Origin of the sequence: Synergistes jonesii (assembly GCF_000712295.1) — a bacterium.
Lineage (GTDB): Bacteria > Synergistota > Synergistia > Synergistales > Synergistaceae > Synergistes > Synergistes jonesii.
The window spans coordinates 29,195-52,586 of record NZ_JMKI01000002.1; the positions used below are offsets into that span (position 1 = coordinate 29,195).

General features: G+C 54.6%; 17 protein-coding genes. 11 read left to right on the forward strand and 6 right to left on the reverse strand.

Annotation, left to right across the window (positions count from 1 at the left end):
* The first annotated feature begins 69 nt into the window (after positions 1-69).
* Complete coding sequence (locus EH55_RS13180; RefSeq protein WP_051682488.1) at positions 70-612, forward strand: DUF1850 domain-containing protein; 543 nt, start codon at positions 70-72, stop codon at positions 610-612.
* Here the strand turns inward: EH55_RS13180 and EH55_RS00165 are convergent.
* From EH55_RS00165 to EH55_RS00175, 3 genes are all read right to left on the reverse strand, one after another.
* The gene (locus tag EH55_RS00165) at positions 609-1,220 is read right to left on the reverse strand and encodes a hypothetical protein (RefSeq protein WP_141730448.1); all 612 of its coding nucleotides are present in this window, start codon (positions 1,218-1,220) and stop codon (positions 609-611) included. The genes EH55_RS13180 and EH55_RS00165 overlap by 4 nt on opposite strands.
* A gap of 351 nt (positions 1,221-1,571) precedes the next feature.
* Complete coding sequence (locus EH55_RS00170; RefSeq protein WP_037973941.1) at positions 1,572-2,525, reverse strand: TAXI family TRAP transporter solute-binding subunit; 954 nt, start codon at positions 2,523-2,525, stop codon at positions 1,572-1,574.
* Between the two features lie 82 nt (positions 2,526-2,607).
* Positions 2,608-4,665 carry a TRAP transporter permease gene (locus EH55_RS00175; protein ID WP_037973942.1) on the reverse strand — a complete coding sequence of 686 codons (2,058 nt, stop codon included), beginning with the start codon at positions 4,663-4,665 and terminating at the stop codon, positions 2,608-2,610.
* 335 nt (positions 4,666-5,000) lie between these two features.
* On the opposite strand from EH55_RS00175, the gene fusA reads away from it, so the two are divergent.
* A complete protein-coding gene (gene fusA, locus EH55_RS00180) occupies positions 5,001-7,088 on the forward strand; it encodes an elongation factor G (RefSeq protein ID WP_037973944.1) in 2,088 nt (695 codons plus the stop codon).
* Between the two features lie 81 nt (positions 7,089-7,169).
* Entirely contained in the window at positions 7,170-8,324 is a 1,155-nt protein-coding gene (locus EH55_RS00185; protein ID WP_051682489.1) for an MFS transporter, read from the forward strand.
* A gap of 1 nt (position 8,325) precedes the next feature.
* Here EH55_RS00185 and trmB read toward each other — a convergent pair whose 3' ends face one another.
* Together trmB and rsmA are read right to left on the reverse strand one after the other, a co-directional pair.
* On the reverse strand, positions 8,326-9,258 hold the full coding sequence (gene trmB / locus EH55_RS00190) for a tRNA (guanosine(46)-N7)-methyltransferase TrmB (RefSeq protein ID WP_037973945.1): 933 nt from the start codon (positions 9,256-9,258) through the stop codon (positions 8,326-8,328).
* Positions 9,242-10,096 carry a 16S rRNA (adenine(1518)-N(6)/adenine(1519)-N(6))-dimethyltransferase RsmA gene (gene rsmA, locus EH55_RS00195; RefSeq protein ID WP_037973949.1) on the reverse strand — a complete coding sequence of 285 codons (855 nt, stop codon included), beginning with the start codon at positions 10,094-10,096 and terminating at the stop codon, positions 9,242-9,244. Before rsmA ends, trmB begins: the two co-directional genes overlap by 17 nt.
* 139 nt (positions 10,097-10,235) lie before the next feature.
* Here rsmA and lepA point away from each other — a divergent pair, with 139 nt between their 5' ends.
* The 4 genes from lepA to selB are packed head-to-tail and all read left to right on the forward strand — an operon-like array spanning position 10,236 to position 16,560.
* Positions 10,236-12,047 carry a translation elongation factor 4 gene (gene lepA / locus EH55_RS00200; RefSeq protein WP_037973951.1) on the forward strand — a complete coding sequence of 604 codons (1,812 nt, stop codon included), beginning with the start codon at positions 10,236-10,238 and terminating at the stop codon, positions 12,045-12,047.
* Positions 12,048-12,055: 8 nt separating this feature from the next.
* Positions 12,056-13,162 carry a radical SAM family heme chaperone HemW gene (gene hemW / locus EH55_RS00205; protein WP_051682490.1) on the forward strand — a complete coding sequence of 369 codons (1,107 nt, stop codon included), beginning with the start codon at positions 12,056-12,058 and terminating at the stop codon, positions 13,160-13,162.
* Between the two features lie 57 nt (positions 13,163-13,219).
* Positions 13,220-14,653, forward strand: coding sequence for an L-seryl-tRNA(Sec) selenium transferase (selA, locus tag EH55_RS00210; protein WP_081839366.1), 1,434 nt, complete (start codon positions 13,220-13,222; stop codon positions 14,651-14,653).
* Entirely contained in the window at positions 14,653-16,560 is a 1,908-nt protein-coding gene (selB, locus tag EH55_RS00215; protein ID WP_037973952.1) for a selenocysteine-specific translation elongation factor, read from the forward strand. The genes selA and selB overlap by 1 nt, the downstream gene beginning before the upstream one ends.
* A gap of 61 nt (positions 16,561-16,621) precedes the next feature.
* Here the strand turns inward: selB and EH55_RS00220 are convergent, their stop codons facing one another.
* Positions 16,622-17,254, reverse strand: a complete 633-nt coding sequence (locus tag EH55_RS00220) for a GntR family transcriptional regulator (protein ID WP_037973954.1) — start codon at positions 17,252-17,254, stop codon at positions 16,622-16,624.
* A 284-nt stretch (positions 17,255-17,538) separates the two neighbouring features.
* Between EH55_RS00220 and EH55_RS00225 the strand changes: the two genes are divergently transcribed.
* The 4 genes from EH55_RS00225 (at position 17,539) to EH55_RS00240 (ending at position 23,388) form a co-directional block, all read left to right on the forward strand.
* The gene (locus tag EH55_RS00225; protein WP_037974101.1) at positions 17,539-18,471 is read left to right on the forward strand and encodes a hydroxyacid dehydrogenase; all 933 of its coding nucleotides are present in this window, start codon (positions 17,539-17,541) and stop codon (positions 18,469-18,471) included.
* 103 nt (positions 18,472-18,574) lie between these two features.
* Positions 18,575-19,456, forward strand: coding sequence for a 4-hydroxy-tetrahydrodipicolinate synthase (dapA, locus tag EH55_RS00230; protein WP_037973956.1), 882 nt, complete (start codon positions 18,575-18,577; stop codon positions 19,454-19,456).
* Positions 19,457-19,562: 106 nt separating this feature from the next.
* A complete protein-coding gene (locus tag EH55_RS00235; RefSeq protein WP_037973958.1) occupies positions 19,563-20,990 on the forward strand; it encodes a sodium:solute symporter family protein in 1,428 nt (475 codons plus the stop codon).
* Positions 20,991-21,324: 334 nt separating this feature from the next.
* Positions 21,325-23,388, forward strand: coding sequence for a hydantoinase/oxoprolinase family protein (locus EH55_RS00240; RefSeq protein WP_037973959.1), 2,064 nt, complete (start codon positions 21,325-21,327; stop codon positions 23,386-23,388).
* Positions 23,389-23,392 lie beyond the last annotated feature (4 nt).

Here is a 23,392-nt window from a genome sequence, read left to right on the forward strand (position 1 = left end):
AACAGGCCTTTAAATAATACGATTGAAAAAGGGCCGGGCTGATGATATTCTGAGCACGGGGTGAGACAAATGAACAGAAAAGCATTCGCCGCACTCTTTATTCTGCTGACGCTGCCGGCGGCGTTTTTCGCCGCGGCTCAGGGGTGGAGGGCCGACAATTTGTCAATACTCGATAAAGCCGGAAAAATAATTTTTTCCGCGCCCGTCCCCTTCGGCTTCAGATTCACCACGAGCTACATCCACTCTGTGGAGCGCACTCCCGTGGAAGACGAATACGCGCTCTGCGGAGGGAGGCTGTGGGTCTGGCAGGAGCGCGTCAAATCGTCGAACGCGGGGATGCCCTGCCTCAAACCGGAACACGGGCTCTACATCAGCACGCCGGAATGGATGATATTCCAGGGAGGGCGCGAGTCGTGGGAGCGCTTCTTCCTGCGGGTCGGCAACGAGGAGTTCGGCCGCAATAAATTAAGGATGCCGCCTTTCGGCGAGACGGAGCTCTTCAAGCGATTGCCAGAAGAGCGCCTGACGATAGCGGCCTCGGCCGATGCCATCGCAAATTCCCGGACGACCGGCATCAAGGCGCTCTTCGGGAAAAAGCCTTCGGAAAATTAAAAAAGGCCCTCGAGCCCGAGGGCGAAAAGCAGGGCTCCGCAACAGAAGATAAGGAATTTAAAACTTACAGGCAAACGCCGCAGTAAGCCGTCGGCTGCCGCCGCCACGCGCCGCGCCGACGGCATAACGCCCTCCTTTATTATAAAGACCTTCAGCCAAAAAAATAAAAAATCCGCGCCGAACATCGGCAGAGCGGAAAGGCCGAGAGAGAGTCCGACGTTTAGCGGGAAAAAGAGCGCGGCAATCGTAGCGGGATAGAGAAGCGCTTCAAGCGTCGCGCCGACCCCGGCGAAGCCGGCGCGCTTCGCCGCGCCATTGGGAGCGAGAACAATAAGGGAAAAGGCCAGCAGGACAAAGCCCGCTTTTCCGCACGCGTCAGCGCTTTCAAAGAGCAGCGGCGACGCATAGGTCTCAAAGGAAAGCAGCGCTCCCGGGAGGCCGCAAAGAGAGGCAAAGAGCAGGAATAAAGACAAAGAGGCCGCGAGCGCGGCGAAAAACTTTACCCCGCGGTCACAGAGAAGGGAAATCAAAATATTCTCGCCGGCCGCCAAACAGTCTAAGCGCGAAAGAATCACGGCAAGAAAAACGAGAGCGAAGAAAAAAAACATTCCCCGCCGAAACGGCGCAAATGCCGGAAGGGAACCCATCGGAATAAAATAAAACGCGGCACAGAAAAATATCGCAGAAAAAAGGGAAAGGAAGCGTGCGCGCGGCACAAGTGCGGAGGCAACGCCGGAAGATGCTCCGTATCCTGCGTTCTCCGCTTTAAAAAACTTTTCTTCGAAGAGCGCGAAGAGGAACGAAAGCGAAATTGTTATATAAGCAAGAGCTATCGCTGACGCGATAAAAATAAACGTTCTATACATCTGGAAAATAAAATGCGCCGACTTGCGGCGCGAGTCGAGCCGTCGCTTAAAAAAAGAGCCGCCGTAAGGCGGCCCTTTTCCATCGGCTTCGTATTACTTAATGAGCCCCTTCTCCTTGTAGAACTTCTCCGCGCCGGGATGCAGCGGAGCCGTAAGGCCGTCGAGGGCTCCCTTAAGGGTGATTTCCTTGCCCTTAGCGTGGACGGCCGCTATATCCTTCAGGTTGTCGAACATTGCCGTCAGGAAGTCGTATATCTGATCGGCGGGAACGGAATCATTGGTGATGAGTATCGCCATGACGGCCGGCGTCTTCGTGTCCTTGTCGATTCCTTTATATGTCTTCGCAGGAATCGTGCTGGGTACGAAGAAGGGGTAGGCCTTGTGCAGCTTCGCGAGGAAAGCGTCATCGAAGTTCAGCAGGTCGACGTCTTTGGTTGTCGTGAGGTCCATGATCGAAGCCGTCGGGAAGCCGGCGACGACGAATCCGGCGTCGATCTGATTGTCCTTGAAGCGGCTCGTTACCGCAGCAAAGTCGAGGAAGTCGGCCTTCTTAAGGTCTTTATAGGTGAGCCCTGCCAGCTTGAAGATCGCCTGGACGTCGCCTTCAACGCCCGAACCGGGGGCGCCGACGCCGACGCGCTTGCCTTTAAGGTCGGAGATGCTTTTGATCCCGGCATCCTTCGCAACGACGACCTGGACGTTTTCAGGGTAGAGAGAAGCTACCGTGCGGATGTTCTTAAGGGGTTTGCCCTGGAACATCAGCTCGCCGTTGTAGGCCCAGTGTGTGATGTCGTTCTGCACGAAAGCGATTTCGATGCCCTTAGTCGCGATGAGGTTCGCATTCGCGACAGAGGCGTTTCCCGTCTCGGCCGTGCACTGAATCTTGCCGCCCTTTGTGACCGCGGAAGCGAGAGCTCCGCCCACCGCGTAGTATGTGCCGCTTGTGCCGCCTGTCGCGATCGACAGGTATGTCGCCGCCTGCGACGCCGTTGCAATCGAGAGAGCCGCTATCAGCGCGACCGTTGTTACGATGATACCCTTTTTCATTTGTATTTCCTCCCTGTTTTTTTTTTGCAAAGCGGGACAGCCGGTCCCGCTTACCGCCTGTTTGTCTCCGCCGAACGAACGGCTAAGCCGCTTTAGCTTTCATCCTTGCCTTGGCAGTTTGAACAACGAAGATCAGGGCAAGGACCGCAAGCCCGAAGATATCGGACGCCGTGCCCGGTATCATCAATCCGAGGGCCCCTATGAAGGCGATTATGCGCATGTAGAACGCCATATGCGCCTTGAAGAAGCCTATAGTGAACATCGCGAGCAGGAAAACCCCTATCAAAGCCGTGCCTATGGCCTGCACCATTTCAATCGGCACGACGTCGATGAAGAGAAGCATCGGGCTGTAGACGTAGATGTACGGTACGAGAAAGCCCGCGAGCGCAAGCTTGAAAGCCGTAACTCCCGTCTTCATCGGGTCGGAGCCCGCTATGCCGGAACCCGCGTATGCCGCGAGCGCGACAGGGGGCGTCAGGTCGGCCGCGATGCCGAAGTAGAAGACGAACATATACGCCGCCATCGGCGGAACTCCGAGAAGGAAGAGCGCCGGCGCCGCCATCGTGCTCGTAACTATGAAGTTCGCCGTCGTCGGAAGTCCCATGCCGAGGATGAGGCTTGCGATCATCGTAAAGAAGAGCGTAAAGACCTTCGTCAGAGCGGCTGCTGCCGCCTCCGCCGCCATTGTGGCTCCCGGAAGCAGCGAGACTATCGACGAAAGGGCGACCGCTAGACCGCTTTCCGGGGTCACCTTCGCAAGAGAGACTATAGCGCCGGCGATTCTCAGCGCGAGCCCCGTCAGAGTGCCCATGCCGACGACCATTCCCACCGTCGCGCACGCGCAGGCCACGCCTATCGCGCCGCGCGCGCCGCTTTGGAACGCTTCGAATGTCCTCAGAGGCGTCAGCCGCGTCTCCTTATTGAGCCACGAGAGCACGAAGCTGATAAGGATGCCGTTGAACGCCGCCTTCAGCGGCGTATAGCCGGCAAGAAGGAAGTAAATGATCGCGATAAGCGGTATAAGAAGGAAGCCTTTCGACCTCAGCAGCGGCCAAATAGGCGGAAGCTGCGACCAGGGGATGCCCTTCAGTCCGAGGCGGCACGCTTCGAAATGCACCTGCACCATGACGGCGAAGTAGTAAAGCAACGCCGGGACGACAGCCGCTATAGCGACTTCGATGTAAGGGATGCCGAGTATCTGAGCCATGATGAACGCCGCTGCGCCCATGACCGGCGGCATTATCTGCCCGCCGGTCGACGCTACCGCTTCGACGGCGCCCGCAAAGTGCGGCTCATATCCGACGCTTTTCATAAGAGGGATAGTAAACATGCCCGTCGTGCAGACATTCGCCACAGATGAACCTGAGACGGTCCCCATAAGGCCGGAGCTCACTACCGCGACCTTCGCCGGGCCTCCCGTCGACCAGCCTGCGAGAGAGAGCGAGAGGTCTATGATGAACTTGCCGAGCCCCGTCTTCTCAAGCACCGCGCCGAAAAGGATAAACATAAAAACGAATGTCGAAGACACTTCCAGCGGCGTGCCGAAAATACCCTCCGTTCCCAGATACATATGGTTCACTATGCGCGCCACGTTGAAGCCGCGGTGCGCGATCACCGCCGGCATATACCGCCCGAAGTAACAGTAAAGCAGAGCCACTATCGCAAGGCCGGGCAGTATCGGGTTGGATATTCGCCTCGTAGCCTCGAGCAGCGTGACGATCAGAATAAATCCCATCACCAGATCCGCCCTCGTAGGCAGCCCGGCCCTCGTTACCAGATCGTTGAAGAAAACGACGAGATACATCGCGCTCGCTACGCCGAACGCGGCAAATATGAAATCATAGAACGGGATGCCGCTCGTTTTCGACTGCTTCGACGACGCCGGGTAGAGAAGAAAGACCAGCGCCAGCGTGAACGCGAGATGGACGGCCCCTTGCTTTTGCGCAAGCAGCAGACCGAAACCGGAGGTATAAAAGTGGAAGCACGACATCGCGACAGCCAAAACGGCGATCATCTTGCCCTGCCAGCCGGAAAGCGTCCTGAAGCGCGCTTCTGTGTCATATTTGCGCATCAATTCGTCAAGATCGACTTTTGAGCTTTCATCCGTCCGGTCGATTACCTTTGTTTCTGTTTCGCTCACAAACGATTCCTCCCTCACAGGAAAAATAGAGGCGTTAAGCCGACGCGTGAAAACAGCGCATCCAAGCGTATTAAGCCAGAAAACTTTTGAAGCAGAAGCCGCTCACCCGCCTGCCTTTAACACTGTTTTACGCAATCAACAAAAGCCACCGCAATTATTATATATTTTTTTTTAAAATTATGTCAATAATGGCGTTCAGCGGAGAGTTTACAAAGATACAGATCAACGCTATTTTTGTTTTTTCCTTGACGTAACCTTACATTGCAATTATCATCAAAGAGTTGAAAGCGTATCATATCTATCCGGGCTTCAACAGCATAAAAGGAGTGAAAGTAATGGGGACACGCAAACCTGAGGATATTCGCAGCATAGCGCTCATTTCACACGGGGGCGCGGGAAAGACTACTCTTAACGAGGCTTTTCTTTTTGACGCCGGCTTGATTTCGCGCATGGGCAGAATCGAGGACAAAAACACCGTTTCCGACTTTGATTCGGAAGAACAGAAACGCGGCATTTCTATCAGCACATCGCTTTCGACTATTCCCTATAAAAATAAAACTTTATATATACTCGACACGCCGGGCTTCGCGGACTTCGTCGGAGAGCAGCGCTGTGCGATGCGCGTGGCCGACGGCGCCGTCGTTCTCGTAAACGCTACCGCCGGTGTCGAAGTCCAGACCCAGAGCGTCTGGGAGTTCGCGCAGTATTACGAGACTCCGGCGTGCTTCTTCATAAGCAAACTCGACAGAGAAAATACGGATTTTGACGACGTCGTCGCCGACATCCAGGAGAACATTTCAAAGAACGCCGTACCGCTCTACCTGCCAGTCGGAAACCAGCTGAACTTCAAAGGCGTCGTCAACGTCCTTACAAAGAAAGCATATATGTACAAGGGCGACGGCGGCAAGGAATTTACCGAAGGCGACGTTCCCGCCGACATGGCGGACGCCGTCGAAGCCGCGCGCGAAGCCCTCATCGAACGCGCGGTGGAGGCCGACGACGAAATTATGATGCGCTACCTCGACGGCGAAGAGATTTCTCTCGACGAACTTCTCGCCGTACTCCGCAAGGCCGTCTGCGCGCGCCAGCTCTTCCCCATCATCCCGGGCTCGGGCTCGGCTAATATCGGCGTTACTCAGCTGATGGATCTTATAGCAGATTACATGCCGTCGCCGAAGGATATGCTGAACCGCACCGCGCTCAAAGGAGAAGAGGTCGTCAACGTCCCGCCCGACGAAGACGGCCCCTTCCTCGGCTTCGTCTTCAAGGTCATGGTCGACCCGTACGTGGGAAAGCTTTCCTTCGTAAAGGTCTTCTCCGGCAAGCTGACGAGCGACCAGAGCGTTTACAACGTCACCGAAGAGCAGGAAGAGCGCATCAGCTCCTTCCGCTTCATGAGAGGCAAGGAGAGCGTCGAAGGCAAGGAGATCGTCTTAGGCGACATCGTAGCCATCCCCAAGCTTGAAAGCACGATAGCGGGAGACACGCTCGGCACGAAGGGCGAAACGCTGCAGTTCCGCCCGATTCAGTTCCCGAAGCCCGTCTACAGCGTCGCCGTAATGCCAAAGAGCCGCGCCGACGAAGACAAGCTCGGCAACGCGATAGCGAAGATGTTGAAGGAAGACCGCACTCTGTCGTTCGTCAAAGACCCGAAGACGAACGACGCGGTCCTCTCGGGAATGGGGGACATGCATCTCGACATCATGCTCTCGAAGATCAAAGAGCGCTACAAGGTGGACCTTGACACGCGCCTGCCTAAGGTCCCCTACCGTGAGACGATCAGGAAAAAGGCAAGTGCGCAGGGCAAGCATAAGAAGCAGTCAGGAGGACGCGGACAGTACGGCGACGTCTGGTTCGAGCTCGCGCCGCTCGAAAAGAACGCGGGCATAGAGTTCATCGACAGAGTCGTCGGCGGCGCGGTCCCCAAGAACTACATCCCGGCCGCGGAAAAGGGGCTGCGCGAGGCCGCAGCGCGCGGCTACCTCGCCGGATATCCCGCGACGGATTTCTCCTGCGCGATTTTCGACGGCTCCTATCACGAAGTCGACTCCTCGGAAATGGCGTTCAAGATCGCCGCCTCTCTCGCCTTCAAAAACTGCATGGAGAAGGCTAACCCGGTCATCATGGAGCCGGTGATGAACGTCGAGGTCACGGTCCCCGAGGAATGCCTCGGCGACGTAATGGGAGACTTCAACAGCCGCCGCGGCCGCATCATGGGTATCGACAGCGAGGGCAAGCTGCAAATCGTGAAGGCGCAGTGCCCGCTCTCCGAGATGTTCCGCTACGCGATAATACTTCGTTCGATGACGTCGGGACGCGGTTCTTTCTCGATGGAATACAGCCACTATGAGGAGCTGCCCCCCGATATAGAGAAGAAGGTCATCGAGCAGGCGGCTCAGGAGCGCAAGGAAGAGGAAGAATAATTTTCCGCATGACAACCGAAGGGCGCTCTCCACGGAGGGCGCCCTTTTTAATTCTCGGTCAATGCGAGTAGAGTGTGAACGATGTCGAAAAAAAACGCGCAGATATTTTTGATCTTCATCGCCTATTACAGCATCAGCTGCCTATCCAACGCCTATTTCCTCTTCGGCCCCTTCTATGAAAAGCTGGGCGCGACGCCGCGCGAGGTCGGGCTTTTCTTCAGCGTTTTTTATCTCGTCATGCTTTTATGCCGGCCTCTCGGCAGCGCGGTGATGGAGAGGCTCGACATAAGGCGCACAATGATCGCAAGCGCCGTTATGAGCGCGGCGGCGACAGCCGGCGTCGCCCTTTCGCTCGGCAACGCGACGTTGCTCATCTTCTTCCGCGCGCTGACGGGGGTGGGCGTCAGCGTGATGATCGTCGCAAACATCGCCGCGCAGTCGATACTGCTCGACGACGAGAAGACGCGCGGCGTCGGCATCGCACTATTCACGACCGGCTCGATGTTTCCCATCGCCACCGCGGTGCCTCTCTGCGAATGGTTCCTCTCGCGCGGCTGGGACGGCGCGTTCATCTGGACTCCCGTAGTATTTTCCCTGCTCTGCGCAGGCGCCTCTTTCTTCGTCGAGGATCTCAAATACAGCGCGAAGAGCGGCAAAGAATGGGGCGGCTATTCGGATCTGTTCAAGAGCCGCGGCGTCATGCTGCTGCTCGCCACAGCGGCCGTAATGTCCCTTGCCGACACTATGACTCTTTCTCTCGCTTCGCTCGCCGAGGAGCTGGGGGTCGCCGCCTCCTGCTTCATGGTCGCCGAAGCAATATCCGCGGTCTTCATCCGCACCGCCGGCTTCCGCTTCGTATCGCGCGTCCCGCGCACGAAGTTAGCCGCCCCCGCGGCGGCCCTGATGGGCTTCATACTCGTCGCGGTCTCATTCAGCGGCTCCCCTATAACCTTCGCTATATGCGGCCTCCTCTTCGGCTTCGGCATAGGGGTAGGGTTCCCTACGGCGCTGTCGCTCGTCGGCGACATGCTGCCGATGCGCTATTACCCTAAAGCTACGGGGCTCGTGCTGCTCGTTATAGATATAGGCTGGATGGCCACGCCGATGATCTTCGGTTTTGCGTCGCCGCTCTTCGGCACGGTAGGCGCCTTCCGCATGATCGGCGCCGCGGCTTTCGCCGTGTCGGCGCTGCTCTACTTCACTAAATGGCGCGGCGTGAAGTTCGAAAAATATTGATTTATTTCGCCTCGATGAGCGCGGCCATCAGGGCCGCCCTCATCGCAGGCGTCCTGAACGGATGCCCGACCGAGTCGACCTTTATCGTAATGCCGCGCGGGCTTTTAAGGAGCTTTATATAGAAATGCTGCTCGAAGCCCTCGTCCGCGGTGATCACGAGCATCAGCGCCGCGTCCTCGCCGGAGAGGAAGGCGTCGCGGTATACCCAGTGCCCGCTTCCATCCGCGGCGGCGCCCTCGCGCCCCTTCAACGCCTCCGCGACTTCCTTTACGTTTTTTTTCGTATCAGCTTCGCACCCCATCGGCCAGCTCTCCTCCTTTTTGATTTCTTCTTTAAGCGCTGTTTCCTTGCGCACCACCAGACGCCACGTGTCCTTGCCCATAGCCTTCCATTTGCGCTCGTATTTCGTGATATAGGGGCGTTCGGGATTCCTCTCCAGCGCTTGCGCCCGAAAGGATGGCGCCGCGTCGAAAGCCTCGGCCGCCTCTTTAGCGTACCATTCGACGTCGGTCGCCAACTCGAAGGCCCCGCCGGGAGCTATAAGATAATCCATCAGCCCCGAGAAGGAGGGCACGGTCACGCGGCGCTGAGCGTGGCGAGCCTTAGGCCACGGGCAGGGGAAGTTCATATAGACGCGCTGGGCGCTCTGCGGCGCAAAGCAGTGGCGCAGCAGGAAGCGCGCGTCGCCGTGCATCAGGCGCACGTTCTCCAGCCCGGCCGACATCACGCGGCGCGCGCCCTTGGCCGCGCAGAGCTGCGAGACCTCTATGCCGACGACTAAAGCGTCCGGGCTGCCCTTAGCGAGGAATTCAAGAAATTCCCCGTTGCCGAAGCCTATCTCGACAAGCAGGCGCTCGTGCGGGAATATCCCCTTCCAATCGACCGGCAGCTTTTCGTTTTGGGCGACGATCACTTTGTTAAGATTCCAAAACATTTCTTTCTCCGTTGTCACTGTTCTTCAAAACAAAGGCGGGCTCTTGCGCGAGCTCGAACCATTTTTCCAGCGGAAGCTCCTCCGCCCTCGCGGTCGGCTTCAGCGAGTGTCGCGAAAGTATGCGGAGCGCCGATTCCCTCGTCATGCCGCAGGAGGCGCACCAGTTGTTGCAGAGCGTCTTGCGCCTCTGCGTGAAGGAGCGCGCGAGCAGCGAGCGCCACGTACTGTCGTTCGCTATGTCCGCGTTCTTTTCGATTTTTATCTCAACGACGGCGGACATCACCTTCGGCCTGGGATGAAACGCCGCCGGCGGGACTTTGCGCAGCACGGCGGCGCTGCCCATCGCCTCGGCCGTTATTCCGAGCGGCGAGCGCTCCCTGCGGCACGCCGGCGAGACGACGCGCTCGGCCGCTTCGAGCTGCAGCATCAGCAGCATGTAATCCATGCCGCGCGGCGCGAGCCGCTCAAGGAAGGTCCAAATGAGCGGAGTCGTTATATGATACGGCAGGTTCGCGACTATCTTCGACGGGCGCTCGCCAAGCCCGCTTTCATAATCGAATCTCAGCGCGTCGCAGAAGATCGGGCGGCAGCGCCCGTCGTGCGACGCTATGTTTTCGAGGCGTTCGCGCAGCCGTTCGTCGACCTCGATGGCGTAAAGCCTCTTTAGCGGCGTCCTCAGAAGAGCGCGCGTGAGGACTCCGTCTCCGGGGCCGATCTCGAGGACGACGTCGCGGCCGGAAAGCCGCGCGCGTTCGGTGATGAAGTCGGCGAGGCTCTCGTCTATCAGAAAATTTTGTCCGATATCTGTGTTATGCACAAAGCGTTTTTTCTCAGCCACTTGCAACACGCACTTTCAGAAATTTGCGGCGGCAGACGCGCCGCTATGTATTTTATCATCGAAGGGGGATTTTATCATTGCGGTCCCGCGCATTTATCGGATAAAATAGAGCGCGGCTTTGAAGGAGTGAGTTTTCGCTGTGAAATACGACAATATAAGAAATTTCAGCATAATAGCCCACGTAGACCACGGAAAATCGACGCTCTCCGACCGTCTGCTCGAGGCTACGGGAACTATAGAAAAAAGAAATATGAAGGCGCAGCTTTTAGACCGGCTGGAGATAGAGCGCGAACGCGGCATAACGATAAAATCCGTCCCCGTGCGCATGGATTATAAAGCGGCCGACGGCGGGAACTATGTGCTGAATCTGATAGACACGCCGGGGCACGTGGACTTTTCCTACGAGGTCTCGCGCTCTCTTGCAGCGTGCGAGGGAGCCGTGCTCGTAGTCGACGCGGCGCAGGGCGTGGAGGCCCAGACCGTCGCGAACAGCTATCTCGCGGCAGACCTCGACCTTGAGCTCATCCCGGTGCTGAACAAGATAGACCTCCCTTCCGCCCACCCCGAGCAGGTGAAGCGCGAGCTCGAGGAGATCATAGGGATAGACGCCGGCGACGCGGTGCCCGTATCGGCGAAGACCGGCGAGGGCGTCCCGGAGTTGCTCGAACGAATCGTGCGCGACATCCCGGCGCCCTCCGGCGACGCATCGGCGCCGCTTCAGGCTCTTATTTTCGATTCGGTCTACGACAATTACCGCGGCGTAATCTGCTACGTGCGGGTCGTCAACGGGACTCTTTCAGCCGGGCAGAACGTCCGCTTCATGGCGACTGCGCAGGATTATGAGTTGACGGAGGTCGGAGTCTTCAAGCCCGAGATGATTCAGGTCGGGGCCCTCGGCCCGGGCGAGGTCGGCTACATCTGCGCCAGCATAAAGACCATCGACGAGGCGCGCGTCGGCGACACGGTGACGGAGAGCGCGAGGCCGGCCGCAGAACCCCTCGCCGGCTACAAAAAGGTGAAGCCTGTGGTCTTCTGCGGATTTTACCCGATAGAACGCGAGGACATAAACCAGCTGCGCGAAGCGCTGGAAAAGCTGCAGATCAACGACTCCGCGATCAGCTTCGAGCCGGAAAATTCCGCCGCGCTCGGCTTCGGCTTCCGCTGCGGCTTCCTCGGCCTACTGCATATGGAGATAGCGAAGGAGCGCCTCAGCCGCGAATTCGGCGTCGACCTCGTGGCTACGGCGCCGAACGTCGTCTATCAGATACTCCTCACGGACGGCTCCGTGAAAGAGGCGCACCGCCCGTCGGATTTTCCGGAACAGGTGCGCATCGAGGAGATTCGCGAGCCCTATATAAAGCTTTCGATATTCATGCCCGACCAGTTCGTCGGCGCCGCGATGCAACTCTGCCAAGAAAAGCGCGGCAGCTACTCCGGTATGGACTATATAGCGCCGGAGCGCGTACGCCTTACTTACGACATGCCGCTCGCCGAGTTCATTCTCGACTTCCACGACAGGCTCAAATCCTGCACGCGCGGATATGCGTCGCTCGACTACGAGCACGTCGGCTTCCGCGCGGCGAATCTCGTCAAGGTCGACGTGCTGCTGCAGGAGGAACCGGTGGACGCTTTTTCGTTCATATGCCACGCAGACCAGGCTTACCACAGGGGGCACGCAGTGGTCGGCAAGCTCAAGGAGCTCATCCCGCGTCAGCTCTTCGAAGTGCCGGTGCAGGCGGCGGTCGGCAAAAAGGTCATCGTGCGCATGAACATAAAGGCCGTGCGCAAGGACGTCCTCGCTAAATGCTACGGCGGCGACGTCACGCGGAAGCGCAAGCTGCTCGAAAAGCAAAAGGAGGGCAAGAAGCGCATGAAGCAGGTGGGACACGTTTCGATCCCGCAGGAGGCCTTCCTCGCCTTCATGGACGTTACGAAGTCCGAGGAAAATTAGCGCGGCCGATGCCCCCGAAATCCCTTTATATCCACGTGCCCTTCTGCGAGCGTAAGTGCGCCTACTGCGCGTTTGCAAGCGCCGTGCCGAAAAAGGGGGAGCGCGGGCTTTATCTGGAAGCGCTTGCCAAGGAGTTCGACATCCGCCTGCGGGGAACGCGGCTGAAGCTTGAGACCTGCTACGTCGGAGGCGGCACGCCTACGGCGCTTTCTCCGGCGCAGTGGAATTCGCTCGTCGCCACAGTAGAAAAACATTTCGACTTCGCGCCCGCCGCCGAGGTCACAGTCGAGGCCAATCCTAATTCTCTAACCGCGGAACACCTGAAGATATGGCGCGACTGGCGCGTCACGCGCGTCAGCATAGGAGTCCAGAGCTTCGACGACGCAGAGCTGAAGCTGATGGGGCGTCTGCACGACGCCGACGGGGCGCGGCGCGCGATCGCAGCGGCGCTTTCCTGCGGCTTCGACGTCGGCGCCGATCTCATCTTCGGGCTGCCGCGCCAGACCTTCCGCGGATGGGGGCTCACGCTGCACGAAGCGGCGCACCGCGGCTTGTCGCATATCTCTTTGTATCAGCTGACTCTTGAAGAAGGCACGCCTTGGGCGTCGCTCGACGAAAAGCTGCTCGGCGACGGCTACGCCGCCTACCGCTGGGCGCAGTGGTACCTTCCGCGCAGGGGATATGCGCAGTACGAGGTCGCAAACTTCGCCGTGCCCGGACGCGAGAGCCGCCACAACGCAAATTACTGGCGCGAGGGAGAATATATCGGAGCCGGCCCCGCGGCGGTCAGCTACACGGCCGGGCTCCGCAGCAAAAACTACGGCTCGCTCGCGCGCTACGCCAAGAGCCTTGAGGAGGGCGCGCTTCCAATCGAAGAAAGCGAAGAGCTGACCGCCGAAAAAAGCGCGAGGGAGGCGGCCGTGCTCGCCCTTCGCATGACGGAGGGCGTCTTTGCGGAAAATTTTATAAAGAGGTACGGCGAAAAAAATTACCGCAGCGTCTGTTCCGCGATGCAAAAATTCCCGCGCGCCCTATACGAGATCGACAACCGCGGCATAAGGCTGACAAAAAAGGGGATGCGCGTCGCAAATATAATTTGGTCTGAGATAATATAGAATTTCCGAGATTTTCATATACAATTAACGAACAAATAAGTTACCGGAGGATTTCCCGTGGACGCGAAACTTCAGCAGATTATGAGACAAATACCTTCCATGGACAGGCTGCTCGCTCTGCCGTGGGTTGCGGAATACGAAAAAAAGCTCGGGCGCGAAACCGTGAAATCGCTGCTCTCCGAGCTGCTCTCCCGCCAGCGCGCCGAAATAGTCAAAAACAGCGACACGGCCTTCGACGCGGGCACGATAGCGGAGGACGCGCGCAAACTGATGAAAAAGAAAGCGACGCCTTCGCTGCGCCCGGTGGTTAACGCTACCGGCGTCGTGATACATACGAACCTCGGCCGCTCGCTGCTCGCCAAGGAAGCGATCGACGAGGTCGTGAGCGTCGCCGGCTCTTACAGCACGCTCGAATATTCGCTCGAAGAGGGCGCGCGCGGGCATAGAAACGATCACGCGGAATGGCTGCTTAAAAGGCTGACCGGCGCGGAGGCCGCGATCGTCGTCAACAACAACGCGGCGGCCGTCATACTCGCGCTCACGGCGCTCGCCAAGGATAAAGAATCGATCGTCTCGCGCGGCGAGCTCGTCGAGATAGGCGGCTCCTTCAGGATACCGGAGATAATGGCCCTTTCGGGGACAAAGATGGTCGAGGTCGGCACCACTAACAGGACTCACCTCGGCGACTACGAAGATGCGATAACTGACGAAAGCGCGATGCTTTTAAAGGTGCATCCCTCGAACTACCGCGTCGCCGGCTTCCACTACTCGGTGCCGCGCGAGGAGCTGGCCTCTCTCGCACATTCCCGCGGGCTGATTTTGATGGAAGACCTCGGCAGCGGCATGCTGATCGACGCCTCGGCGGCCGGGTTGTCGAGCGAAAACGACCCGACCGTCGCCCAGTCGCTGAAAGCCGGCTGCGACGTCGTGACCTTCTCCGGGGACAAGCTGCTCGGCGGGCCGCAGATCGGCGCGATCGTCGGCAAAAGAGAGCTCATAGAAAAATTGAAGGGGCAGCAGCTGCTGCGCGCGCTGCGGGTCGACAAAATGACGCTCGCCGCCTTCGAAGCGACGCTGAGGCTCTATCTGCGCGGCGACGAACGCTCCGTGCCGACCGTAGAAATGATATTCAGGACGGAGGAGGAGCTTCGCGCCGGCGCGAGAAAGCTCGCGAGGAGGCTGCGCGCCCTGCTCAAGACGACGAGGCTGCTGCGCTATTCGCTGGAAGTCGTTCCGGCGAAGGACGCCGTCGGCGGCGGGAGCTTCCCGCAGGCGGAACTGGCCGGCTACGCCGCGGCGCTCGGCATACCTGAGATGGGCAGCGCCGGAAAGCTCGCCGAAAGGCTGCGCCTCTGCTCCGTACCGGTCGTCGCCGGAGCGGCGGACGATAAAGTCCTCTTCCACATCCGCACTCTGAGAGAGGGCGACGACGAACGCATAGCCGCCGCGCTTTCCGAAGTACTTGAGATCGGAAAAGAGGGCGGCAATTGATGCACGACGAATACCCCTTCATCATCGGCACCTCCGGGCACATCGACCACGGGAAGACGGCGCTCGTAAAGCGCTTAACTGGGGTCGACTGCGACCGCCTCGGCGAAGAGAAAAAGCGCGGCATGACGATAGAGCTCGGCTTCGCGCCTCTCACCCTGCCCTCCGGGCGCACCGTCAGCATCATCGACGTCCCGGGACATGAAAAATTCATCAGGCAGATGGTCGCCGGCGCCGCCGGGATCGACGCCGTCATGCTGGTGATAGCTGCGGACGACGGCGTCATGCCTCAGACGCGCGAGCATCTGGCGATAATATCGCTGCTCGGCATAAAAAACGGCCTCACGGTGATCAACAAGACGGACCTCGTCGACGGCGAAACGCTCGAACTGGCGATCGACGACGCGAAAAGCGCGCTCGCAGGGACGTTCCTCGAAGAGAAGCCGATAATCCCCGTATCCGCTCTGACGGGCGCGGGAATCGAAGAGCTGAAGGGCGCGCTGCAGAAGATGACTGAAAGCGCGCCTACGCGCAGCAAAAAGGGCGCCTTCTTCCTGCCAGTCGACAGGGCCTTCCACATCTCAGGCTTCGGCACCGTCGTCACGGGGACTGCGATAAAAGGAGAGCTGCGCGAGGGCGACGAAGTCGAGATAATGCCCGGGGGAATCATTTCGAAAGTGCGCTCCGTCCAGGTCCACGGAGAGGCGGTCGAGCGCGCGACGGCCGGACAGCGCGTCGCGGCGAACCTCGCCGGCGTTTCGCTAGGCGACATAAAGCGCGGCGACGTCGTAGCGGCGAAGGGCTGCTTCTCCGCCTCACAATGCCTCAACGTCTCTATAAGGGTGCTTCGCGAAGCGGAGCCGATAAAGCACTGGCAGAGGATGAGGCTGCACGTCGGGACGTCGGACAGCGTCGTCCGCGTCTGTCTGCTCGACCGCGAGCGGCTGCTGCCCGGCCGCCGCGCGCAGGCGCAGCTGATCACCGAAGAAGCGGTAGTCACCCACCTTGACGCACGCTTCATACTGCGAAACTACAGCCCGCTCGTCACGGCCGCCGGAGGAAAAATTTTAACGACGGCGGGCGAAAGGCCGAAGAACAAAGCGGCCAAAGCCGCACTGCTCGAATGCCTGAACAGGCTGGCCGAGGAGCCGCCGCTCAAAGAGAGGATACTTGCGCTGATAAATTACCGGGAAGTCATGGGCGCGGCGGAAGCGGCGAGGGCGAACGAAATGACCCAGCCGGAGCTGATGCGCGCGATATCTCCCTTAGAAGCTAAGGGGGGGCTTTTCGTCGTGCGCGGCGGCGACGCCGCGCTGATCTCAAAAGACAAATTCGAAAGCCTGACTAAAAGCCTGACCGCGCTGCTCTCGGCCTTCCACGGCAAGCATCCCGAGAGAATCGGCATGCCGGCGGAGGAATGCGCAAAGGCCCTTATGCTCTCGGATATAAGATTCGCGAAGGAGCTGTTCGAACTCCTCGGCAAGCGCGGAGTCATATCGTACAAAGACGAACGCGCGAGCCTCGCCGGCTTCGCTCCCTTCGACGAGGAAGCCTTCGCCGCGAAGGCCGAAGCGCTGAAAAAATTCGCGCTGAAGGCAGGCTACAGCATGCCGACGATCGAAGAGGCCCAGAGCGCGCTCGGCTTCTCCGGCGATGAAATGCGGCGCGTAATATCTTCTCTCAAAGAGAAAAAGGAACTCGTGCTGATAACGGGCGGCTTCATCTGCCTGCGCGAAATCGAGCGGGATTTCAGAAAAAAGCTCGAAGATATCGCAGGGGAGATAACTCTCGCCGCTGTCAGAGACGCTACTGGCAGCAGCAGAAAATACGCTCTGCCGATGCTTGAATATTTCGACGGGATCGGGGTGACGAGAAGGGTCGGAGACAAAAGAATCCTGATGAAAAGATAAGCCTTTCGGCAAAAACTCTCTAAATTTTTGAGCAAACCTCAATAACGGGGCACTTTCTATTCTATTTGAAGTGCGCTTCAGCACTGTCTTTGCCGCTATTATAATGGGTTATCACTGCTTTTTCAGCCCCGATTGGGTCTCCATTTTCTATAGCTTTTATTATCATTTCATGTTCTTTGACTATTATATTAGCCCACTGGCTATTACAGTACATACAATCTCTTTTAGAACGAATTCCATCCCAAAGAAAAAAGAAATGTTTTTTCATTATAACATTATTGTAATTTTCTGTGAGTTTCTTATGGAACTCGTCGTTAATGTGGCAAAAAAAGACCTTGTCGTATGATAGAATGTTCTTTCTTAGTTCCTCATTAATACTATATAATTTTTTCAGGTCAACGAGAAAAGGCCGTTTTGCGAGTTCTTTTACAGCGTAGCTTTCCAAAACGCGTAGTACTTCTAATATTTGTATATATTCATTGATAGTTAGATTACTGACAGCATAGCCAGTTTTAGGGGTATGGATGACAATGCCTTCAGTAGCTAGTTTCCGTAGCGCTTCCCTTATAGGGGTTTGGCTCATACATAAATCAACAGCTAAAGAATCAATATTTATATGCATACCAGGTAGTAAGTGATGTTGTTCAATGAGCATTTTTATGCTTCTTGACGCCTGATCTGCTAACGATGGCATGCAAAATCACCTTCTCTTTATATAAAGGTACTATGTAGTAGAGTATATTATATATCATAATATAGTTAAATATAATAATTTAGTATAATATATTTTATTAATAATATAATATCTTTGTATTAATATATCATATTTATTCTATAAGATTTACTATAATTAATAATATTTTATATTGTAATTAAAACTACAGTTGATATACTCAATCCCGTACAGACGAAAAGGTGCATATTATTTTCTAATTTTATTGCAGTAGCAATTAGAGCTTAAGGAGGAACATTATGCAAATGTTACGGAAAAAAGTTTTGCTTATTGAACCAACTATACACCGGCTTGGAATAGAGTTGCTCCAGACGAAGGTAGATATAGTAATGGCTCCCGATGGCAAAGAAGACACTTTAATAAGATACTTGCAAGATGAGGGTATTGAAGCCTTGATAGCTAGGGTTGAGTTAATTACGAAGAGAGTGATAGATAGCGCAGCTGGACTGCGAGTGATAGGTCAGCATGGAGCGGGGCTAGACAACATAGATGTAAAAGCTGCGCAGGTAAGGGGGATAAGAGTCGTCAATGCACCTGGCGTAAATGCTATTTCAGTAGCAGAACATGTAATAATGCTTATGCTCGGTGTAAGTAAGCGTATAGTGTCATCAGACACAGCTGTTCGTAGCGGAGACTGGTCCTTTAGGAACCGCATGGTACCAATTGAAATGAACGGTAAGACTCTGCTTCTGCTTGGATTGGGAGCAATAGGTAGAAATGTTGCACAGAAAGCGCGCACAGCGTTTAATATGAAAATATATGCATACGACCCGTTAATATCAGAGCTTGAGATGAGAGCGCTTGGCGTAGAAAAAGTGAATAATATATCAAAAGCGCTCCCCATAGCGGACTACGTCAGCATACATGTACCACTTATGGAGTCCACAAAAGGCATGATTGGTGAAAAGGAACTTCGTAGCATGAAGGAGTCTGCATATATAATCAACACCTCAAGAGGCCCCCTTATCAATGAAAAAGCTCTTATTGACGTGCTGAAAGAGAATCGTATTGCTGGCGCTGGCCTCGACGTATTTGAACAAGAACCGCCCTCGACAAGCAATGGTTTATTTTGTTTGCCTAACGTAATAGTTACTCCGCATTTTGCCGGCGACACAGAAGAGTCTAAACAAAGAACAACAATGACAATTGTTAAGGCTGTACTCAACGCATTAGCATAGCAGTATGGGTTTCACGGGTTATTACTGCGTTTATAGAGTCTTTCCAGTGACGACTAATATATTCAAGCAACAAATAACATAAATCAAAGAGGAGCTGATAACAATGAAATTGAAAGGTATTATCACAGCGCTGGTCACACCCCTGCTGGACGGAGAAGCAAAGCTAAACAAACCCGTCCTCCAGGAAATTACAGAATATGCTATATCAAATGGAGTTCACGGTGTGTGTGTTCTTGGAGGCACTGGAGAATACTGTGCATTAACTGATGAAGTCAAGACGTCTGCAATTGAGACAGTTGTTGAAAAAGTTAATGGCAGAGTCCCCGTCGTCGTTGGAATTGTCGAGCCGGGAATCGGGCAGACTATTAAAATGGTAAGGAAAGCGAAAGAAATAGGAGCGGACGTTGCGATGGTAGTCAGCCCTTACTACGTAAGCGTCTCTCAAGAAGGGCTCATTGATTACTACAGCAAAATATCGGACACAGCGGATATTCCACTCGTCTTATATAACGTACCTTACCGCACGGGCACTAATATCGAACCACAGACTGTATCGACAATAGCGGATCAATGCAACGTCATAGGCATTAAAGAATGTAGCCCTAACATGGCACAGGTCCAAAAACTGATATCACTGTGCGGCGACAAAATATCGCTTCTTTCCGGTGAAGATCTCTTTGTCGTGCTGGAAATGACTTTTGGCATTGAGGGCGGGATACTTGCCAGTGCGTCAATAATCCCAGACAAATGGGTAGAAATATATGATGCAATGAAAAAGGGAGATATAAAAGGAGCAATCGAACGTCACACTAAACTTCTTCCGTTCTTTAGCGCTATGTTCTCGGAATGCAATCCTGGCCCGCTGAAGGCATCCATGGAATTGAAGGGTTTCAATGTTGGGCCCGTTGTGTCCCCGCTGACACAAATCAAAGAAGAAAACCTTGCTAAGCTTAAGGCTGTAATGAAAGATATGAGAATGATATAGAACTATATTCCTTTAGCCAAGATTTTAAATGGTATGTAGTTCTGAGTTTTTGTACTAATAAGTTACGGGTTTTTAAGAAAAAACTGTTTTAAAGGAGGCGTTTTATGTGAGTAAAGAACATATCTATCTCGTGGGGATACTTGCGTACATCAGCTTGTTGGTGACCATCGGTTTCCTGGCTAGGAGACGTGTAAAAAGTGCTGCTGACTTTCAGCTTGGTGGTGGTAAAATTCCAACATTTGTTCTTGTTGGCACGTTGGTAGCTAGTTGGCTTGGCTCTGGCACTGTCGTTGGTTATGCATCAAGAGTTTATTATTTTGGTCTCGGCGGTGTATGGTATGCGTTGGCCTGTCTTTTCTCTGTTGCCTACTTCACAATCATAATTGGCAGAATTCGTTCAATACCAGCACGTACCACACCCGAAATGCTTGAGCTTCGCTATGGGAAAACCGCAAGGAAATGGGCGGTGCTCCCTGTTTTCCTCGGTCAGGCAACGATAGGCGCCTATCAGATTAAAGCTGTAGGCTACATATTTGAGATATGCTTTGGGATAAGCTCTGACCTCGCTACTGTGATAGGTACAGGGATTATTATCGGTTATACGTTCCTGGGTGGTTTCTTTGCTGTTGCATGGTCCGATGTCTGTCAGTCGTGCATTTTTATGGTTGGTATGATGCTGGCAATACCTTTTGCTATAAATAACGCAGGTGGCTGGAGCGGTATGATTGCGGCGTTGCCACAGGGATACCTATCAATATTCAATGTACCATTCATTACTGTGCTTGGCATTTTTGTACCGACCGCATTATTAGGTGGAACTTCTATGTTTATGTACCAGCGTGCGTGGGCAGCAGAGAGTGTGGAAGCTGCAAGAAAAGGTGCCGCGATAAATTTCTGCGGGGCCGCGTTCATTTACACGCTCGTGCTCATTCTTGCTCTATCGGCGGTAGTAACCTGCCCCGGCATCAAAGGAGATACGGTCGTGTTTTCAGTAGCGACGCAGCTTCCTGTTATTATAGGACTGATGCTTGTTATCAGCTGCGCGGCAGTGTTCATTTCAACAGGAGACTCTTTGCTGCTTGCAGCATCAGCAGTATTCGTGCGCGAAATATACATGTCGAACAGAGAACCTGATGACAAACGAGAACTTCTGGCAACAAGAATCACTGTCGTCGCCATAGGCGTAGCTGGCTTGTTGCTACTCCGCTTTTACCCAACCCTAATTTCCCTCATGATGCTGGCCTACTCTGTTGAAGGTGCTGGGCTACTTTGCCCGCTCATAGCTGGTATGTATTGGAAAGGTGGTACAGAAAAAGGTGCCGTCGCAAGCATTGTGACCGGTCTAACAATAATCATTTTGTGGGAAGCTTGCGCGCGCTCTGGAGTGCCGTTTGCTAAGGCATTTCATTCATCGCTTATCGCGGTACCGGCTGCGGCAGGCGCCTACTTTGCAGTCTCTATGGTGACTAACAACGATTCCGCCCGTGTTGAGAAATTCTTTGGCTATTTTGATGGGTTAAAAAAACACTCATAGTGAGCGACATAGGCATATAAATATTTTCCCCGCTTAAACCTAATTGAGTATTATTTGTCTACTTTGGGGAGAGCGCATGCGGGGCGTAATGGAATATATAACGTTATTCATTCCGCCCCGCATTATTGCATACATAATGCAAATATCAATGCCGTTTACTATGGGATTAATTCTTAGGAACGACGCGCCTCTCTTCAATAGTACCGCTATATCCAGTAACACAAAATAGGAACATATCGAATGCCATTTTTGGCATTACTGGAAATCTCCTGTCAAAAATCGAATTGAAGAGTCTTATCCCAGATGTTGTATGTAATAAAAGAAAGGTGAAAAAATGTTAAAATATCGTCTTGGAATTGACATTGGCGGAACATTCACAGATCTTAACCTGATCGATAATGACGGCAAGGTCGTCGACACTTTTAAAGTGGCTACGACCCCCAAAGACCCTGTTCAGGGCATTCTCAACGGGCTCGACATCCTTTTCAAGAAAGGCATTGCTCCAGAAGATATCGACTACTTTGTACACGGAACAACAATAGGATTGAATACACTTCTGCAGAGGGTCGGCTCAGAACTTGCGCTGTTCGTAACCGACGGTTTCCGCGACCTGCTGAACCTCCAGCGCCTCAGGTTGCCTGTACCGTACGACTTCCGTTCACGCCTTACAGAATCCCTTATCCCCCGCGAAAGGGTATTCGAAGTTAAAGAAAGGCTTCTTTACGACGGAAGCGTCCATAAAAAACTTAACATGGACAGTCTTGATGCGGCTATTGATAAAGCGGTTAAATGCGGCGTTAAAGGTGTTGTTGTATGCTTCCTGTACAGCTACAAGAACGACATGCACGAAGAAATGGCTTGCAAGCGGATTGCGGAGAGAGCACCCGAGCTCAACGTATGCGGTTCTTCGGCTCTGTGGCCACAGACGCGTGAATATGAGCGCTGCGTGGTTGCGACTGTCAACCTATACATCCAAGAGAAAGTTAAGAAGTATTTCCAGCAGCTTGAAAGCGGGCTCAGGAAAGCGGGACTCAAAGCGCTGCCGTTCATCACACAGTCTAACGGCGGTATCATGGATATGGAACGCGCAGCCAATGAACCTATAAAGACACTTTTCTCCGGCCCGGCTTCCGGTATAATCGGAGCGGCGCATATAGCCAGATCAGCAGATAAAGCCAACCTTATCACGATAGATGTCGGCGGGACAAGCGCGGACATTTCCGTCATTGAAGACGGCAAGCCCATGTTCACTCAGAGCAGCGAAACCGGCGGTTTACCGATTCTTATTCCGACGATATCAATCGACGCTATCGGTGCCGGCGGCGGCTCCATCGCATGGATAGACAGCGGCGGCCTTCTCAAGATCGGGCCTGTTTCCGTCGGATCTGACCCGGGCCCCGCGTGCTACGGTTGGGGCAATGAAACGAAACCCGCTCTTTCCGACGCGTTCCTTCTCTGCGGATACCTGAACCCGAAACGCTTTGCAGGCGGACGCCTCCCACTGTATCCGGAGCTCTCCGAAAAAGTAATAAAGGAACTTTCCAAGTACCTGAAACTCGACACGCTCAACACGGCAGACCGCATTGTCCAGGTCGCGGTTACAAAGATGTACTCTGAAATCAACAGCATCCTGGAACAGAAGGGTATCGACCCGCGCGACTTCAGCCTTCTTGCGTTCGGCGGAGCGGGCTCTGTCGTCGGCAACTTCCTGGCAGAAGAGCTGCATATAGGCAGCGTCCTTGTTCCTCCTACGCCCGGCACACTCTGCGCTCTCGGCGCTCTTAATGCCGACTTCCTCAACGACGTCGTATCGTCAGAGCACTCGCTGCTTAGAAGCATCCCGATGGATGAACTCCGTGCCAAATTCGCCGGCATGAACGCTAAAGCGGAAAAATGGATTAAGGAGCAGAATATCGATAAGTACATCGAAAAAACACAGTATCTGCTTTCCATGGACGTGAGATATCACGGACAGTCTTATGAGACAGAAATGATAATCGAACCTGCATGGCTTAAATGCGAGACGCACGCGGAGATCGAAAAAGCTTTCCATGATATGCACAAGCGTTATTACGGACACTGTGACACCAACGCAGAAGTTGAAGTAGTCAATCTCAAGGTCCGTGCTCTCGGTATTACACATAAACCGCCATACGCACTGGCAGAAGAAGCAAAAGAACCCGCGAAATCGGAAACAACACGCAGGGTCATACTCAAAGGCAAGGTTTATACAGCGGATATTTATTCACGTACAGACCTGAAGTTCGGGCACTGCATCTCAGGACCGGCCGTTGTCGAGCAGGACGACAGCACAACAATAATACTGGACGGCTGGGAAGGCAAGATCAACCGCTGCGGCAACCTGATCATCACCCGCAAAGAAAGCATCAAAGGATAGCATA

Bases quoted from the DNA above. Each gene is read 5' to 3' on its own strand.
- EH55_RS00165 (WP_141730448.1), bottom strand. From the start codon at position 1,220: ATGTTTTTTTTCTTCGCTCTCGTTTTTCTTGCCGTGATTCTTTCGCGC.
- EH55_RS00185 (WP_051682489.1), top strand. From the start codon at position 7,170: ATGTCGAAAAAAAACGCGCAGATATTTTTGATCTTCATCGCCTATTAC.
- trmB (WP_037973945.1), bottom strand. From the start codon at position 9,258: ATGTTTTGGAATCTTAACAAAGTGATCGTCGCCCAAAACGAAAAGCTG.
- EH55_RS00170 (WP_037973941.1), bottom strand. From the start codon at position 2,525: ATGAAAAAGGGTATCATCGTAACAACGGTCGCGCTGATAGCGGCTCTC.
- dapA (WP_037973956.1), top strand. From the start codon at position 18,575: ATGAAATTGAAAGGTATTATCACAGCGCTGGTCACACCCCTGCTGGAC.
- EH55_RS00220 (WP_037973954.1), bottom strand. From the start codon at position 17,254: ATGCCATCGTTAGCAGATCAGGCGTCAAGAAGCATAAAAATGCTCATT.
- EH55_RS00240 (WP_037973959.1), top strand. From the start codon at position 21,325: ATGTTAAAATATCGTCTTGGAATTGACATTGGCGGAACATTCACAGAT.
- EH55_RS00225 (WP_037974101.1), top strand. From the start codon at position 17,539: ATGTTACGGAAAAAAGTTTTGCTTATTGAACCAACTATACACCGGCTT.
- selB (WP_037973952.1), top strand. From the start codon at position 14,653: ATGCACGACGAATACCCCTTCATCATCGGCACCTCCGGGCACATCGAC.
- hemW (WP_051682490.1), top strand. From the start codon at position 12,056: ATGCCCCCGAAATCCCTTTATATCCACGTGCCCTTCTGCGAGCGTAAG.
- EH55_RS13180 (WP_051682488.1), top strand. From the start codon at position 70: ATGAACAGAAAAGCATTCGCCGCACTCTTTATTCTGCTGACGCTGCCG.
- fusA (WP_037973944.1), top strand. From the start codon at position 5,001: ATGGGGACACGCAAACCTGAGGATATTCGCAGCATAGCGCTCATTTCA.